The following is a 16,744-nucleotide window of genomic DNA, read 5'->3' on the forward strand; positions in this document are numbered from 1 at the left end:
GACAAAATTACGGATATTTTTTGTATTGTAGATGAAACCGAAGGTTCGGCGTAGCCAATTTTGTAATGATTTTGAAAAATTCACTCAACCTTTTCTTCTCGGAAAGCCTCCCAAAAAGAAGCCCAAAATGAGTAACGCTGAAGTGATCACCATTATGATTCTTTTTCATTTAAGCGGTTTTAGAACTTTTAAGCATTTTTACATTTTCTATGTTCAAAAGCATATGCAACAGGAATTTCCTCAAACGGTCTCTTATAACCGATTCACAGAACTTATGCAATCTAATGTCATAGCTCTTACTATGTTTGCAAAAACTTGTGCCTTAGGTAGTTACGCGTTGATTTCTTTTGTGGATAGCACTCCAATAAGAGTATGTGGAAACAAAAGAATTAAACGCAATAAAGTATTCAAAGACCTAGCTACAACTGGTAAATCCACCATGGGTTGGTTTCATGGATTTAAACTCCATCTGGTCATTAATGATAAAGGTGAGATATTGAATTTTTGCGTCACAGGCGAATGTAGACGATAGGGAACCACTGAAAAATGAAGGCTTTTTGAAGCAAATTTTCGGTAAACTATTTGGGGACAAAGGTTACATCTCCGAAAAGTTGAATCAATTACTCTTTGTGGATGGTATCCAACTCATTACCAACATCCGAAACAACATGAAAAACTCTCTTATGACCATGTTCGACAAAATTTTGCTTAGAAAGCACTCCATCATAGAGACGGTGAATGACGAGCTAAAAAACATTTGCCAAATTGAGCACTCCCGACATCGTTCAATGGGAAATTTTATGACTAACTTAGTGGCAGGAATTATTGCCTATCACTTTCTTCCTAAAAAACCATCATTAAAATATGAATCTCTGAAAACTAATCAATTAGCAATGTCTTATTAATCGAATTCAGGTTACTAAGAAAAATAATGTATTTTAATGCGTTTGGCCTGAATAAACTCGTAGGATTATCTGGCTCTATATTTGCGACTGAGAAATTAATTCTTTTTTTTCACATTCCTATTTATTTAAGACATTTTTTCACTTTTATTTCCATTTCCTGACAAAATTCACATTATTATGCTTTGGCATATTGTTGGCGTATGAGGAAGTAAAACAATTTTAAACTAAAAAATAATAATATGTCAGTAAATTTTAAACCATTAGCCGATAGAGTGCTTGTAGAGCCTATGGCAGCAGAAACTAAAACTGCATCGGGAATCATTATTCCAGACACTGCAAAAGAAAAACCACAAGAAGGCACTGTAGTTGCCATAGGTGCTGGTAAAAAAGATGAGCCTATGACCGTAAAAGTAGGCGACAAAGTATTATATGGTAAATATTCTGGTACAGAACTTAAACTAGATGGCAAAGATTACCTTATCGTAAGAGAAAGTGATTTGTTAGGCGTACTATCTTAAGCGATAAGCTTTAGGCATGAGGCTATAAGCTACAACATGAGAGATTATAAAAAATATGATATTTGGAATTTAAGTCATAGTTTGGTAAAATATATTTATCAGATGACTAAAGATTATCCCAAAGAAGAATTATTTGGTTTAGTTTCTCAAATTAGAAGAGCTGCCACCTCTATTCCTACAAATATTGCTGAGGGTTGCGGAAGAAATACAGACAAGGAATTTGCTCGATTTTTAGATATCAGCATTGGCTCTATCAACGAAACTGAGTACCTCTTATTTCTTTCATCTGAATTAAATCTTATATCAGAAGAAACCTTTTTAGAGTGTTCTAAGCAACTTAACGCAATACGAAGAAAAACATTTCAATTAAGAAAAAAACTTATAGAAATTTAAACAAAAAAATAATATCAACCGCCAAAGGCTTACAGCATATAGCCTACGGCATAAAGCAAAAGAATATGGCAAAAGAAATTAAATTTGATATAGAATCAAGAGATGCCCTAAAAAGAGGGGTAGATGCATTAGCAAATGCAGTAAAAGTAACTTTAGGACCTAAAGGTAGAAATGTAGTAATTGAAAAATCTTTCGGCGCACCCCATGTGACTAAAGACGGTGTTTCTGTAGCAAAAGAAATAGAACTTGAAGACAAGGTAGAAAATATGGGTGCCCAAATGGTAAAAGAAGTAGCGTCTAAAACCAATGATTTAGCTGGTGATGGTACCACTACTGCAACCGTTCTTGCTCAGGCTATCGTAAGAGAAGGTCTTAAAAATGTAGCCGCAGGCGCTAATCCAATGGACTTAAAAAGAGGAATTGATAAAGCGGTTTCTACAGTAGTTGAGAACTTAAAATCTCAATCTCAAGAAGTCGGCGACTCTACCGATAAAATTAAACAAGTAGCGTCTGTATCTGCGAACAACGACGAAACTATCGGAGCGTTAATCGCAGAAGCCTTCGGAAAAGTAGGCAAAGAAGGGGTTATTACTGTAGAAGAAGCCAAAGGCATTGACACAACTGTGGATGTGGTAGAAGGAATGCAGTTTGATAGAGGTTACCAATCACCATATTTCGTAACGAATCCAGAAAAAATGGTAACAGAATTGGATAACCCTTACATTCTTTTAGTTGAGAAAAAAATCTCTTCTATGAAAGAATTACTTCCAGTACTAGAGCCTGTAGCACAAGGTGGAAAGTCTTTATTAATTATTTCTGAAGAAGTAGAAGGTGAAGCGTTAGCTACCTTAGTAGTTAACAAACTAAGAGGTTCTTTAAAAATTGCTGCAGTAAAAGCTCCAGGATTTGGGGACAGAAGAAAAGCGATGCTTGAAGACATTGCTATTTTAACAGGAGGGCAGGTAATCTCTGAAGAAAGAGGCTTTACAATGGAAAATGCAACGATTGAAATGCTTGGTCAAGCCGAAAAAGTAGTGATTGATAAAGATAATACAACTATCGTAAACGGTGCTGGTGACGAAGCTCAAATCAAAGGTAGAGTAAACCAAATTAAAGCCCAAATGGAAAGCACAACTTCGGATTATGATAGAGAAAAACTTCAAGAGCGTTTAGCGAAGTTAGCGGGTGGTGTAGCCGTACTATATGTAGGTGCTGCTTCTGAAGTGGAAATGAAAGAGAAAAAAGACCGAGTAGACGATGCCCTACATGCGACAAGAGCAGCAGTAGAAGAAGGTATTGTAGCGGGTGGTGGCGTTGCTTTGGTAAGATCTATCTCATCATTAAGCAACCTTTCTGGAGCTAACCAAGATGAAAATACTGGGATTAAAATTGTAAAAAGAGCTATTGAAGAACCGTTAAGACAAATCGTAGCGAATGCAGGCGGCGAAGGCTCTGTAATCGTAGCGAAAGTAGCGGAAGGTTCTGGCGACTATGGTTATAATGCTAAAAATGATGAATTCGTGAATATGCTAGAAGCGGGTATTATAGACCCTACCAAAGTAACGCGTGTAGCACTTGAAAACGCTGCCTCTGTAGCGGGTATGCTACTAACTACTGAATGTGTGATTACTGAAGTTCCTAAAGATGATGCCGCTGGTGGTATGCCACCAATGGGAGGCGGAATGCCAGGAATGATGTAATATCTTAGATATTAGATATTAGAGTTTAGAAGTTAGATTTTAGACTTCTGGAAAACCGTCTTAATTGTTAAGGCGGTTTTTTGTATATTAGCCTTAAAAAATAATGTATTATGAAAAAATTAGTTTTTATTCTAATGTTATTATGTAATGCTTTTGTTTTAGCACAAGACCATAGTAAAACTATTCCATCTAAAACTTTTAAATCTCAAACCAATACATCTCAACCCGAATTTCCTGGTGGGCTTGCTGAATTTCAAAAAATAATTTATCAGTCTATTATACCACAAAAGATTGATTCTTCTGGAAGGGCTCAAGTTACTTTTACAATAAATGAAGACGGCACTATGACTTTAAAAAATGTTTTTGGAACTAATACCACACTCAATAAAGAGTTGGAGCGGGTTTTCCTAAACATTAAAACAAAATGGAAACCTGCCTTATCAGAAGACGGTAAACCTAAAAAATCAAATATGAGGTTACCTGTTATTTTCAATTATAATCTCTAAGATTAAAAATATCCATATCCGTTCTTATGAGCGGATTTTTTTATTGTAATCTAAGTTTTTTTGATGTAATTTTGAGGCAGAAATATCAAGCGATGGCATATTCCTCCAAAAATATCATCCAATTATTATACGATACCCTTGAGCATTTTTGGGGATATCAGGAGTTTAGAGCCTCACAAAAAGACATTATATTTTCTATTTTAGAAGGGAAAGATACTTTTGCCCTTTTGCCTACGGGTGGTGGAAAATCACTTTGCTATCAGTTACCCGCTTTAGTTTTGGAAGGGACTTGCTTAGTGGTATCACCACTTTTAGCCTTAATGAAAGACCAAGTCTATCAACTTAAATGCAAAGGTATAGAAGCGGAATATCTAAGTGCCGAACTCGATGATTTCGAAACGGAAAGTATTTATCAAAGATGTAAAGAAGGGATAACGAAATTACTATTTGTCTCACCAGAGCGATTGAAAAATACGACTTTCGTTAGTACCATCCAAGATATTAAACTTTCATTTTTAGCAGTAGACGAAGCCCATTGTATTTCGGAATGGGGGCAAGATTTCCGACCAAGTTATCAGAACATTCAACATTTTAGAAGAAATTGGGACCAACATCTTCCCGTTTTGGCGCTTACCGCCACCGCCACACCAAAAGTGTTGGATGATATTACTAAAAAATTGGGATTAAGACATCCTCATATTTTTCAAAAAAGTTTTCAAAGGGACAACATTAGCATTTATACAGAATCTACATCGGATAAATACCAGCGGTTATTTCATTTACTGAAAAACAATCAGTCCTCGGGGATTGTCTATACCAATACCAGAAGGGAAGCCGAGCAACTTGCAGACTATTTAAAAAACAACGGCATTCAAAATGTAGACTATTACCATGCAGGACTTAGCCTTAAAGAAAAAAACTTTAAGCAAACCCAATGGCTACACGCCAGCAACAGAGTCCTCATTTCCACCAATGCCTTTGGAATGGGTATCGATAAGGATAATGTGCGTTTTGTGATTCATTTTTCACCGCCCAATAGTATTGAAAATTATTACCAAGAAATAGGGCGTGCAGGTAGAGATGGACAGCCATCGTACGCTTTATTAATGTGGAATACACAAGAATTAACCAACTTAGACCAGTTTCTAAGTCAGCAGATTCCTAATAAAAAAACATTTAAAACCTGTGTTTCCTATCTGTATTCCATGTTTCAAATTGCCGATTACGATCAACCTGAAAAAGTATTTCAGTTCCATATTAAACATTGGCAACGGCTAACTAAAATGCCATTAGCCACCCTTAAAACCATCTTAAATTTCTTACACAATCAAGAGATTATTTATTATAATGCCCTTAAGTCCAAATCTTCTATTGAGTTAAAAATTCCTCTTGTAGATGTAGAGGGGTTGCCCAACTCCGATGCGTATTTTATTGAACTTATGCTAAGAAATTTATCGGGGTTTTCATCCCATAAAACTTATTTTGACACGGAACGCTTGGCTCAAAAAATAGGAACAAAGCCAGAGTTTTTAAAAGAAAAATTTAACGACCTAGAGCATAAAGGCTATCTGGAATTTATTGATGGAGCATTATCCAGCATTAAGTTTCTTATCCCTCGTGATGATAGAAGTTTTAGCCATCATTGGTGGGAATTATTTTTAGAAATTCAAAAGAATAAAGTCCAAAAATGGGAAGAGTTAAAGTTTTTTATCAAGCATCAAGACCGTTGTAAAATGAAACTCATTCTCGCCTATTTTGGGGAACAAAATACGAAAGACTGTGGACAATGTTCTAATTGTAAAGCTAAAAGTAACCATTCCAAAAGTTTACAAGACAGCCCAATCCTTAGCGTCTTGGCAAAAAAGCCGTGTACTTTGGAGCAGATTTCCGCCGAAATTCCTTATTTTGCAAAAGATAAATTATTAGAGCAAATGGTCTATCTCTTAGATTCGGGACATATCAAAATGCTCAATTATAAAACCTATACTATTAATACATGATGAAACCCTTAAAAGTGGTATTCTTCGGAACGCCAGAGTTTGCTAAAGAAAGTTTAAAAGCTATCCACGAATCTCAACATGAGGTAGTAGGCGTGGTAACCGTAGCCGATAAAGCCAAAGGCCGTGGACAAAAAATGCAAGCCTCACCCGTAAAAATCTATGCTGAAGAACAAAATCTTCCTATTTTCCAACCAGAAAAACTAAGAAACCCTGAATTTTTAGAGGAAATAAAACAACTCAATGCGGATATTTTTGTGGTAGTTGCTTTTAGGATGATGCCCAAAATATTATTCGCGATGCCACCGCTCGGCACCTTTAATCTACACGCTTCGCTATTGCCAGATTATAGAGGCGCTGCCCCGATTAATTTTGCGATTATCAATGGTGAAAAAGAAACGGGTGTTACCACTTTTTTTATTAATGAAAAAATAGACGAAGGCAATATCCTGCTTCAGACATCAACGCCGATTAGTCCAGACGATAATGCGGGAAGTTTGCATGATAAGCTGATGGCTATTGGGGCAGAATTAGTCGTAGAAACTTTAGATGGCTTATCCGAAGAACGCTTAACTGAACAACCTCAACCCGAGGTAGAACATCCTAAAAACGCATATAAAATCTTTAAGGATGACACGAAAATCAATTGGACAAAATCTGGAGTAGAAATTTATAATTTTATCCGTGGAATGTCACCTTATCCAGCCGCATTTACTACGCTCAATATTGCTGATGAGACCAAAACTTTAAAAATATATAAAGGTCTATTTGAACCTTGCGAACATCAGCATAACACTGGCGATATAGAAATTTCAAAACACGATTTTAAAATCTATATAAAAGATGGCATTTACTATCCCGAAGAAGTTCAGTTACAAGGAAAAAAAAGAATGCCCTTAAAAGATTTCCTTAATGGCTTTAAAGTGGAAGATTCGGTAAGTATTCTTTAAAATTAAATATTTTCCAAAAAGTTCGTCCTCATCGAAATTTCGATGAGGACGATTTTTTTTAATTTTATTTCTGCCAATCTATAATGGTTTTATTTAATTGCTCAGAATTCGTTCCGACCATAATTTCAAACTCACCTGGCTCCCAATCGTATTTGAGTTCACTATTGTAAAATTTTAGTTGCTCTGGTGTAATATTGAATACTACTTTTCTCGTTTCACCTTTTTTCAAAAATACCTTTTCAAACCCTTTTAATTCTTTCACAGGACGCGTTACTGAGCCGACTAAATCCCTTATATACAACTGGACTACCTCTGCCCCATCATATTGCCCCACATTACTTAGAGTAACAGATACTCGCAAGGTCTCATTGCCTTTCAGTTGTTTTTTTGATACCTGCATATTAGAATATTCAAATTGAGTATAACTCAAACCATAGCCAAATGGATATAAAGGTGTATTGCATTCATCCATATAATTAGAACGGAATCTTTCATACTCGCATTGTTCTGTTTTTTTAGTATTTAGTGGACGCCCAGTATTTTTATGATTGTAGTAAATAGGAATTTGTCCCAAACTTCTCGGAAAAGTCATCGGTAATTTGCCAGAAGGATTCACTTTACCAGACAATACATCATAAATAGCATTCCCTGCTTCAGAGCCTGGGAACCACACATTTAAAATAGCTTCTGGAATATCCTTTATATTAGTCAAAGCCAACGGTCGACCAGCGAACAAAACTACTACAATGGGTTTATTAGTTTTCTTTAAAGCATACAATAAATCAACCTGCGATTGTGGAATGGTAATTTCACTTCTTGAAGAGGACTCTCCACTCATTTCCGCAGACTCCCCAATACCTAAGATAATCACATCCGATTGTTTGGCTATCGCTAAAGCTTCTTCCATAAGCGCTTGCTTGCTTCGAGTATCTCTATCGGTTACTTTGCCATGTGCAGCATATATCTGTTCTAGTCTTTCATTATCATCTACATTAGCCCCTTTAGCACTTAAAACCTCTACTGAAGAACCCAAATTATTCTTAAGCCCTTCCATCAATGAGACAGATTTTTCATGCTTAGCAGCCACGCTCCAAGTTCCTGTCATATTTATGGCATTATTCACCAAAGTACCTATTACCGCAATTTTCGATACATTTTTGAGCGGTAAGGTTTGGCGATCATTCTTTAAAAGAACCATAGATTGTGCCGCAATGGAACGAGCCACTTTTCTATTTTCATCAGAAAAAATCTCTTCAGCGGCTTTTTTGGCATCTCCATATTGATAGGGATTGTCGAATAATCCTAAATCGTATTTAGCTTCCAAAATTCTTCTAACGGCAGTATTTATGGTTTCTTCTGATATTTTCCCTTCTTTCAAAGATTTTTTTAATGTTTTGACAAAACCTTCCCCCACCATATCCATATCAATCCCAGCGTTTAGTGCTAGTGCAGACACTTGCTGTAAATCCCCCATACCATGCTCAATCATCTCATTAATACCCGTATAATCGCTTACCACAAAACCTTTAAACCCCCACTGGTTGCGAAGTACCTCCGTCTGTAACCAACGATTTCCCGTTGCTGGGATGCCATCCACCTCATTGAAAGAAGCCATTACAGAGCCTACACCCGCATCCACCGCTGCTTTGTAAGGTGGGAAATATTCATTATACATTCGGATATGGCTCATATCCACTGTATTATAATCCTTACCCGATTCTGGTGCGCCATATAGAGCAAAATGCTTAACACAAGCTAGTAATGTGTTGGGCTTGGATAAATCTTTACCCTGATAACCATAGACCATGGCTTTAGCAATTTCACTTCCTAAAAAAGGATCCTCGCCCTCGCCTTCGGATACTCTTCCCCATCTAGGTTCTCTAGAAATATCTACCATTGGCGAAAAAGTCCAGTTAATACCATCAATGGTTGCCTCTTTAGCAGCTATTTGTGCAGACTGCTGTACCAATTTCATATCCCAACTTGATGCTAAGCCTAATGGAATTGGAAAAGTGGTTTCGTAGCCGTGAATCACATCCATTCCAAAAAGCAATGGAATCCCCAATCGACTTTTTTCAACGGCAATTTTTTGAACTGCTTTGATTTTTTCTGCACCTTTGATGTTAAACAATCCACCTACTAAACCTTGTTCTATTTTTTTTCCTATATCAGAGCTTTTGGCTTGTCCCGTAGTAAAATCACCAGAAGTAGGAAGATTAAGTTGTCCTAACTTCTCTTCAAGAGTCATTTTGGAAAGTAAATTCTCTACAAATTTTTGTTTTTTAACTTTGTAGGAAGAAGTCCAATAACTTTGAACAGGGCGATTCGTTATTTCTTGACCAAATAAAAATGATGTTGATAATAAACTTATCGTTAAAAAAAATCTTTTCATTAATTATTATTTTTTCGTTGAGATAACATCCATTTATAAAACTCAGGATTAGAATAGGTAGAATCCCAAGCATTATGGTTGTCATTTTCAAAAATTGTGTACTCTACATTAGCTTTACAATCTTTTAGTTTTTTGTACATTCTGGTACTATCGTCTAGAGGAACAACATCGTCTAAGGCACCATGATAAATTTGAATAGGTGTGTTTTTTAATTTATTACAAGCATTAAAATAAGCAGGGCGGTGCATAGGAGCACAAACTGTAGCCACAGCAGCAAATAAATCGGGATGCTCATCAAATAGTTTCCATGTTCCCCATCCGCCCATCGATAGTCCCGTTAGATAAATTCTATTTTTATCAACGGGATATTTCTCTATGATTGTTTTTAATAACTCATATACTGCATTCGTTTCCCAATACTCTCCATCAGGGCACTGTGGTGCAAGAATGGCAACGGGTTCTTCCATCAAATGACTATAGGTAAAAGGGCTATGTACTTTAACACGCTCTAAGTCATTTCCTCTTTCTCCAGCGCCATGTAGAAATAGGATAAGAGGAAATGGCTTTTTTGCATCTTTTGGAATGTCCAAAATATAATTTAAAGACACCTTTTTCTTTGCAATCGTTTCAAACTTCAATTTCTGTTCTTGTGCAGATAATTGGCACACTAAAACAGATAATAACACAATAGATATTAACTTTTTCATGGGCTAAATTCCATATTTTGATGAGTGAAACTCTAATTTTTTAAGTCCTTGTTTAATTTCTGGTGCATTCATAAATAGTTTCCATAAAAACCCCGTTCTATGATTTTCAATCATTGGTGCTATGGTACCTTGGTCAATAGCTAAATACCTTGGTGTAAACCAATTGTAGTGTATAGAATTGGCATCATAAGGTCCTGCTGAGCCTACAAATTGTGGGGTCTTAGTATATAGAAATCTTAAATACGCCATTGATTCGTTAGGGGTATATGGAAAACTACTCAAAGCTGCCGTTGGCGTAATTACCCCTTTATCATTTTTAGGATGATGAGCGGTATAGCCTGTGGTGCCATCTTCTTTACGGGTATAGCTTGCCGTTAACCCCCAATAGTACTGCCTATATCCTCGCCAATGTTTTGGATTTTCAAGACAATATTTATAGTCAATTAACACATGATTTTTATTCAATTCAAAATAATTGGGAATTTGTTTATCTGATAATCCCGTTGGGTCTAAACCAATATATGAATAGTGTGCCCAAAATAACGGGCCTCCATATTGTTCTGAACCACTATGCTTTACATAAAGAGGTAAACCATATTGTGCTTGAGAAGATAAATAAGCACCATTGCGTGTCCACCCTTGATAATAAGTATCTGCATCAATAGCATGAGTTGGGGAAGACGCCGCCAGTACATAGGTAATTAGACATTCATTATACCCTGTGATCGGAAGATTCATATCCCATTGGTAATTAGGCGACCAATGCCAATAAAGTTGTTTCTCTCCCCCTTTTGTATACCAATCCCACTCAATGCCTTTCCATAAATCATCGCACTTTTTAGCTAATGCTTGCTCTTGGGCATTTCCATTTTTAAAATACTCTCTTACCATAATCATCCCTGATGCTAAGAAAGAAGTTTCCACCAAGTCGCCCCCATTATCTTTTTGAGAAAAAGGAATTACTTTCCCCGTTCTCCCATCAATCCAATGGCTCCAAGCTCCTTTAAAACGATCTGCACCCGCCAAGAAATCCATCATTTTATCTAAACGCGATACCGCTTCTTGTCGTGAAATAAAACCTCGCTCAACTCCGACTAGAATTGAAGCTAGCCCAAAGCCAGAGCCTCCAGTCGTGACGACATAAGCATCATTTTGAGCCGATGTATCGCCTTCGTAATAGCGCTCTCTGGCTAAATAAGAATTAGGTTCTGCATAATCCCAAAAATATTTTATAGATTCTTTTTGAACCTTATCCATTAGTGCTTCATCACTTAGATTTTCAGCAACTTGCTTATCGTCTTCTTTTTCTGTACCTCGCTGTCCACTACAACTTAATATAGTCGCACAACACACCACAGTTAAAAAAGTCTTCAACATGGTATTATTCTTTATTATTAAATAATTGGGCTACTTCGCTAGCAGATAATGCAGCGGCATAGAGCCTAAATTGGTCTATACCACCATTCCAAGGTTTCATCCAACTTGAATTTCCTGCTGGTCCTCCTAAAATAAATTTCTCTGCTTTAGAAGGATCCATATCTATAGCACCGTGGTTTTTCCATGCTTTAGGTGTGCCAACTTGAACACCATCTACATAAAAAGTAAGCAATGAAGAAGCAGCATCATATACTAAAGCACAGTGGTGCCATTGGTCATCAAAAAAACCACTGGCTGGTACTGCATTTGCTTTTTCCCATACAAACCAATTATCTTTTTTATTTTTATCTACGGTAATCATTTTGATGGCAATTCCATCTTTTGTAGACTCATTCATAAGACACATAGCACTTTTTGACCAATGTCCATTAGAAGAGGCAATACTAAAAACAAACTCTGCATTAGTAGTTTTAGGGGCATGTTTCATCCAATAACTAATGGTAAAACTCTGTGCTTTTTCTACAAAATCGTTGGACGACATATATTCCAAAGCTGCCTTTGCTGAACCTTTATATGCTTTGTTTTTAATCCCTTGCTGACTTTCAATAGATTGATCTGGCAAAAATGCAGGATAGCCTGACAATTCTTCGGAAAACTGGACTCTTAAAGAATGGCTTTCCTTATCGAATGGTATATAAAATCTTAAATCTCCATTCGGTAGCACAATGTCATCTTTTGGGTAATCTCCTAATTCTGGTCTATCCAATTGTTGACAAGACCAAGCACTCCCTGTCAAAATGATAGCACCAACGAATTTTATTATATTCTTTTTCATAATTTCTAAAATTAAGTATTAATAATTAGGATTTTGAATTAAAACACCTTGGGATTTATCAATCGTAGATTGTGGAATTGGGAAGTATTTATTTTTGTCTGTATACCCTTTAGATGCCAATACAGTAGTAGCATCTCCCCAACGCACTAGATCATAGAATCTCTCGAATTCCATAGCAAACTCAATTCTTCTTTCATGCTTTATCGCAGTTCTCATAGACGCCTGGTTGCTAGCGGTAGTGTTGGCTAATCCTGCTCTATTTCTTATCTTATTGACATACATTGCGGCTTTAGCGGTTTGTCCTAATTCGTTCGCGGCTTCTGCTACCATAAGAATCACATCAGCATAACGAAGAATTTTTATATTCTCCCAATGGTTTTTATTTTGTGCATATTGTTTGCGTTCCTCTGGTAATGTATAAGCTTTTCCATTCCAGTATTTTTGAGCTAATGGTGGAGACTTCGGAAGTTCAAGCCCTGGTGTATTATAAATATCTGGACCACCTGATACCAATATAGTCGTTTTTTTTCTTAAATCACCAGCCTCATAAGCATCTACTAATTCCTGTGATGGTACATTAAAGCCCCAACCTAAATCCCAACTCCCTGTTCCTCTTACACCTTGACTTTCGTAGAAATTATTAGTGTATTTGGTAGGATAATCATAAGTCTTTTGAATTTCAAAAATAGATTCTACAGAATTGTTACCCGCTTTAGTAAACTCTAAATCATACGACGGATTTAATTGATAAATACCAGAGTTGATTACATCTTCCGAATGTTTAAGAGCCTTGTCCCATTTCTTTTGGTAAAGGTAAAGTTTAGCTAAAAGTGTATTAACGAAACCTTTGGTCGCCCTACCCGTATAGTCTAAAGCCCATTTTTTTGGTAAAATTGGTAGTGCCTCCAATAAATCTTTTTCAATCTGTGCATCTACCTCTGCAATGGTATTTTTAGGGGCTACCTCGTCTTGGGGAATATCAATAGTTTTTAGGTTAATCGGTACTTCTCCAAAGTCTCTTCTTAATTCAAAATAACAAAATGCCCTAATGGCTTTGGCTTCTGCAATATTGATTTTAGTACCTTCATTAATATCTTTTTCAGCCTGTGCATCGTTGATTAACTCATTACAATCATATATAATCTTATAGTGATCATTCCAATCACTTTCGATATGATTATTGGTTGCTACATAGCCGAATCTATCAAAGACACTCGCTGTAGTAGCAGCATCTGCCGCAGTGCTACCTTTCTCGTTATCATCGGCACGGATACAATGTGTCCAAACATAAGTAAATCCGCTAGCCCCAGCTTGAGTTCTTAAGCTTGAATAAAGTCCAAATACACTCGCTTCATAGCCACCCACCTTTACCTCATCTCCCACGGGTCTGCCTTGAGGTTTTAAATCTAACCACTCTTCTGAGCAACTATAAATAGAAGCTATTGATAGTGTAATAACTCCTGACACTAATATTTTTGATATATTTTTCATAACCTTAAATCTTTATATTATTAAAATGTAACATTCATTCCAAAACTGGTAATTCTTGGATTTGGATATCCACTTGTATTCACCCCAAAGCTAGTTGCAGAGCCTCCGAACTCTGGTGTGAAGCCATTAACATGATCCCAAGTTTTTAAGTTTTGAATATTAACATACAACCTAAGACCTTGTAGTTTATACTGAGAAAGGAATGTTTTATTAAAATCATATCCAAACTGTACATTTCTTATTCTAAAAAAACTACCATCTTCTATCATATAGGTGGAGTTTTCATTATTATAAGCATTACCTGAGTAGCTTCTTGGCTCCCAATTAGAAGTTCCTTCGCCCGTCCATCTTCCCATACGCTCCGCTCTATAGTTAAACGGGGCATAAGAACTACCATTACCCCATGCTCTAAATACCTCATTCCCATAAACGCCGTAGAAATCGGCATTCATAAAGAATCCTTTATAATCTAAGCCTAAACTAAAGCCATATGTAAAGTCTGGTGTGGGGTCACCTATCACTGTTCTATCATCTGGTGTTATTACTCCATCTCCGTTGACATCTCTGTACTTTAAATCTCCCGGTTTAGGGTCTCCAATTGTGGAAATAGGAGAGAATAAAACATCTGCTTTGGATTGATATACACCATCTACAATATAACCATAAAATGCCCCTACTGGTAGCCCTTGTTTATACATAGACTGACCATAAAGTCTGTAATATCCTTCCCCAAATGTTTCTAGGACTTTAGTTTTAGTTGTGGTGAGGTTACCAGATAGGTTATATCCAAAATTTTTACCGATGGTGCCTTTCCAACTTGCAGAAAATTCATATCCTTTAGCTTCTATAGAACCCGCATTCTGGAAAAAGTCTGGATTTCCTGGAATGAAATTAAGTAAATTAATCGTTTTCTTGTTATAATAAGTGGCATCTAAAGACAACCTTCTGTTAAAAAATGAAGACTCAAATCCAAACTCATAAGATTTTAAATGCTCCCATGTAAGGTCTGTCGCTTCCTCATATTTTTTAATCAAAGCAGAGTAAATTTTATTATTAAATACCCCCGTACCTCCATCTACATAAACGGGATAGCCAAAATAATTATATGGTGTAAACTGATTTCCAAGATCTCCGTAAGAACCTTTCAGTTTAAAATAGTTAATCACTTGGCTGTCTTTTAAGAAATTTTCTTTTGATACTTCCCATGCACCACCTACGGACCAAAACCAATCAAAACGATTACCTGGTGCCAAAGCCGAAGAGCCATCTCTACGAATAGAAGCATTCAGCATATATTTATTATCAAAATTGTAAAGCATCCGTCCAAAATAAGATATTTGTCTTTTCTGAGACTGACTAGCATCTACCGTTTTGGTGGTTTGATCAACATAGTCGGAATTTATATACCAAAATCTTGGATTATTTGGGATTTGTCCCAAAACACTGCTTAAACTCGCTTTCCCATTAGCAGACATACCTTCATAAGATTGGTTAATGGTTTCAAAACCACCCATTAAAGTTAAATCATGCTTACCCATCTTATTTTTATAAGTTAGCAACTGGGTTTGTTGAAATAGCAAAGTCCTATTTTCAAATTGATTAACACTTGTTAAAGTTCTACCAGAATACGGCGACACCGTATTGGTTTCTGGGATATAAATATCAAATATTGGCTGATAGCCTCTTCCTGTACTGTTTCTATAATTAACAAAATAACTTGAGCGAAATGTAAAATGTTTTAAGAAATCTATTTCTGCGTAAATATTAGGATTAAATTGATAATCTCTAATGATTTGTGTATTCTTATGTCCATCTAAACTTGCCCAAGGGTTAGCAATTTGCGCTGCCCCTAATTCTTGAGGTAGGGAATTGTACATTCCATAGTACGGACCTGGAAATTGATTGGTAGGTGCTACAACAGGAGTCGCTTTCAGTGCAGAGGAAAAACTTCCTAATTGAGGTAGATTTACATAGGCTCCTGTAAAACCAATGCCCAATCTTAAGGATTTAGAAATAGATAAATCATCATTAAACTTAGTCGTAAGTCTGGTATAATCTTCAAATTTAATAGAACCTTGCTCTTGTTGATACCCCACAGAGAAACTTACCTTATTTTTATCTGTTCCGTTCGCTATGGATACATTGTGCTGTGTAATGATTGCTGCTTTATTTCTAATCACATCTACCCAATTGGTATCAGTATTAAAAATACTAAATAAAGGATAAGGCGCTAATCCTTGATTCACTAAATCTTCGTTATACAAAGTTCTGAATTGTTCTCCATTGGTAATTTCTGGGCGATTGTCCATTGTTTTCACTCCTAAAGATGAATTTAATGTAATGGATGTTCTACCTTTTTTACCTCTTTTCGTGGTGATAATAATGGCACCGTTTGCCCCTCTACTACCAAATATAGCTAACGATGATGGGTCTTTTAATACCTCCACAGATTCAATATCTGCAGGATTTACAAAGTCAATATTGGTTGTAAAAACTCCATCTACTATATATACGGGATTCACTCCATTAATAGTTACTGTCCCTCTAATTCTTACATCCGCTTGAGAACCCGGTTGCCCTGAATTAACTACCGAGAGTCCTGAAACCTTCCCTTGTAAAGAGTTAATAGGATTTGCCGATGGCTTATCCCCCACATCTTCACCTTTAATTTTAACTATTGATCCCGTTAAATCTCGTTTTTTAGCAGAGCCGTAACCAATCATGACCACTTCTTCAATAGTCCTTTCCTTTATCGTATCTTTTTTTGTGGTTTGGGCATTAACCCCTGCACCAAAATACAACACGGCAATTAGGCAAGTGGATTTTAAAGTTTTATTTTTCATAGCGATGTAATTTTTCAATTATAACAATTACCAATTAACATTTTTTAACAAAATATCAACACAAAGTTAATTATATTTTTTAATTGACCTAAAAAATCATATAAAATTTGAAAATTTATGCTAAAAAAGT

Annotated in this window: 12 protein-coding genes and 1 pseudogene; 7 read left to right on the forward strand and 6 right to left on the reverse strand. The window is 36.2% G+C overall.

The genetic code is table 11. From position 1 onward, the window contains the following. The 7 genes and pseudogenes from C237_RS14200 to fmt form a co-directional block, all read left to right on the forward strand. A pseudogene (locus tag C237_RS14200) lies at positions 1-905 on the forward strand (IS982 family transposase); the annotation flags it as partial. 239 nt (positions 906-1,144) lie between these two features. Continuing rightward, entirely contained in the window at positions 1,145-1,423 is a 279-nt protein-coding gene (locus C237_RS0104350) for a co-chaperone GroES (RefSeq protein WP_018675275.1), read from the forward strand. 36 nt (positions 1,424-1,459) lie between these two features. Beyond that, the gene (locus tag C237_RS0104355) at positions 1,460-1,816 is read left to right on the forward strand and encodes a four helix bundle protein (RefSeq protein WP_018675276.1); all 357 of its coding nucleotides are present in this window, start codon (positions 1,460-1,462) and stop codon (positions 1,814-1,816) included. Positions 1,817-1,881: 65 nt separating this feature from the next. Continuing rightward, positions 1,882-3,516 (forward strand): chaperonin GroEL, encoded by a 1,635-nt coding sequence (gene groL, locus C237_RS0104360; RefSeq protein WP_018675277.1) that lies wholly within the window; start codon positions 1,882-1,884, stop codon positions 3,514-3,516. Between the two features lie 110 nt (positions 3,517-3,626). Beyond that, a complete protein-coding gene (locus C237_RS0104365) occupies positions 3,627-4,022 on the forward strand; it encodes an energy transducer TonB (RefSeq protein WP_018675278.1) in 396 nt (131 codons plus the stop codon). Between the two features lie 92 nt (positions 4,023-4,114). Beyond that, positions 4,115-6,022, forward strand: coding sequence for a RecQ family ATP-dependent DNA helicase (locus C237_RS0104370; RefSeq protein WP_018675279.1), 1,908 nt, complete (start codon positions 4,115-4,117; stop codon positions 6,020-6,022). Further along, the gene (gene fmt, locus C237_RS0104375) at positions 6,019-6,969 is read left to right on the forward strand and encodes a methionyl-tRNA formyltransferase (protein ID WP_018675280.1); all 951 of its coding nucleotides are present in this window, start codon (positions 6,019-6,021) and stop codon (positions 6,967-6,969) included. The genes C237_RS0104370 and fmt overlap by 4 nt, the downstream gene beginning before the upstream one ends. A 64-nt stretch (positions 6,970-7,033) precedes the next feature. Here the strand turns inward: fmt and bglX are convergent, their stop codons facing one another. The 6 genes from bglX to C237_RS0104405 are packed head-to-tail and all read right to left on the reverse strand — an operon-like array spanning position 7,034 to position 16,614. Continuing rightward, positions 7,034-9,361 carry a beta-glucosidase BglX gene (gene bglX / locus C237_RS0104380; protein ID WP_018675281.1) on the reverse strand — a complete coding sequence of 776 codons (2,328 nt, stop codon included), beginning with the start codon at positions 9,359-9,361 and terminating at the stop codon, positions 7,034-7,036. Further along, on the reverse strand, positions 9,361-10,068 hold the full coding sequence (locus C237_RS0104385; protein ID WP_018675282.1) for a carboxylesterase family protein: 708 nt from the start codon (positions 10,066-10,068) through the stop codon (positions 9,361-9,363). Before C237_RS0104385 ends, bglX begins: the two co-directional genes overlap by 1 nt. A gap of 3 nt (positions 10,069-10,071) precedes the next feature. Continuing rightward, a complete protein-coding gene (locus C237_RS0104390; RefSeq protein ID WP_018675283.1) occupies positions 10,072-11,445 on the reverse strand; it encodes a glucoamylase family protein in 1,374 nt (457 codons plus the stop codon). 4 nt (positions 11,446-11,449) lie between these two features. Further along, positions 11,450-12,280 (reverse strand): LamG domain-containing protein, encoded by an 831-nt coding sequence (locus C237_RS0104395; protein WP_018675284.1) that lies wholly within the window; start codon positions 12,278-12,280, stop codon positions 11,450-11,452. A gap of 18 nt (positions 12,281-12,298) precedes the next feature. After that, complete coding sequence (locus C237_RS0104400; RefSeq protein ID WP_018675285.1) at positions 12,299-13,771, reverse strand: RagB/SusD family nutrient uptake outer membrane protein; 1,473 nt, start codon at positions 13,769-13,771, stop codon at positions 12,299-12,301. A gap of 20 nt (positions 13,772-13,791) precedes the next feature. Then, the gene (locus C237_RS0104405; RefSeq protein ID WP_033398624.1) at positions 13,792-16,614 is read right to left on the reverse strand and encodes a SusC/RagA family TonB-linked outer membrane protein; all 2,823 of its coding nucleotides are present in this window, start codon (positions 16,612-16,614) and stop codon (positions 13,792-13,794) included. Positions 16,615-16,744 lie beyond the last annotated feature (130 nt).

The organism is Riemerella columbina DSM 16469, assembly GCF_000374405.1.
Classification (GTDB): domain Bacteria; phylum Bacteroidota; class Bacteroidia; order Flavobacteriales; family Weeksellaceae; genus Riemerella; species Riemerella columbina.

What these genes read in the sequence shown, in the direction of transcription:
- C237_RS0104350 (WP_018675275.1), top strand. Translation starts at nt 1,145, where the DNA reads ATGTCAGTAAATTTTAAACCATTAGCCGATAGAGTGCTTGTAGAGCCT.
- C237_RS0104355 (WP_018675276.1), top strand. Translation starts at nt 1,460, where the DNA reads ATGAGAGATTATAAAAAATATGATATTTGGAATTTAAGTCATAGTTTG.
- groL (WP_018675277.1), top strand. Translation starts at nt 1,882, where the DNA reads ATGGCAAAAGAAATTAAATTTGATATAGAATCAAGAGATGCCCTAAAA.
- C237_RS0104365 (WP_018675278.1), top strand. Translation starts at nt 3,627, where the DNA reads ATGAAAAAATTAGTTTTTATTCTAATGTTATTATGTAATGCTTTTGTT.
- C237_RS0104370 (WP_018675279.1), top strand. Translation starts at nt 4,115, where the DNA reads ATGGCATATTCCTCCAAAAATATCATCCAATTATTATACGATACCCTT.
- fmt (WP_018675280.1), top strand. Translation starts at nt 6,019, where the DNA reads ATGATGAAACCCTTAAAAGTGGTATTCTTCGGAACGCCAGAGTTTGCT.
- bglX (WP_018675281.1), bottom strand. Translation starts at nt 9,361, where the DNA reads ATGAAAAGATTTTTTTTAACGATAAGTTTATTATCAACATCATTTTTA.
- C237_RS0104385 (WP_018675282.1), bottom strand. Translation starts at nt 10,068, where the DNA reads ATGAAAAAGTTAATATCTATTGTGTTATTATCTGTTTTAGTGTGCCAA.
- C237_RS0104390 (WP_018675283.1), bottom strand. Translation starts at nt 11,445, where the DNA reads ATGTTGAAGACTTTTTTAACTGTGGTGTGTTGTGCGACTATATTAAGT.
- C237_RS0104395 (WP_018675284.1), bottom strand. Translation starts at nt 12,280, where the DNA reads ATGAAAAAGAATATAATAAAATTCGTTGGTGCTATCATTTTGACAGGG.
- C237_RS0104400 (WP_018675285.1), bottom strand. Translation starts at nt 13,771, where the DNA reads ATGAAAAATATATCAAAAATATTAGTGTCAGGAGTTATTACACTATCA.
- C237_RS0104405 (WP_033398624.1), bottom strand. Translation starts at nt 16,614, where the DNA reads ATGAAAAATAAAACTTTAAAATCCACTTGCCTAATTGCCGTGTTGTAT.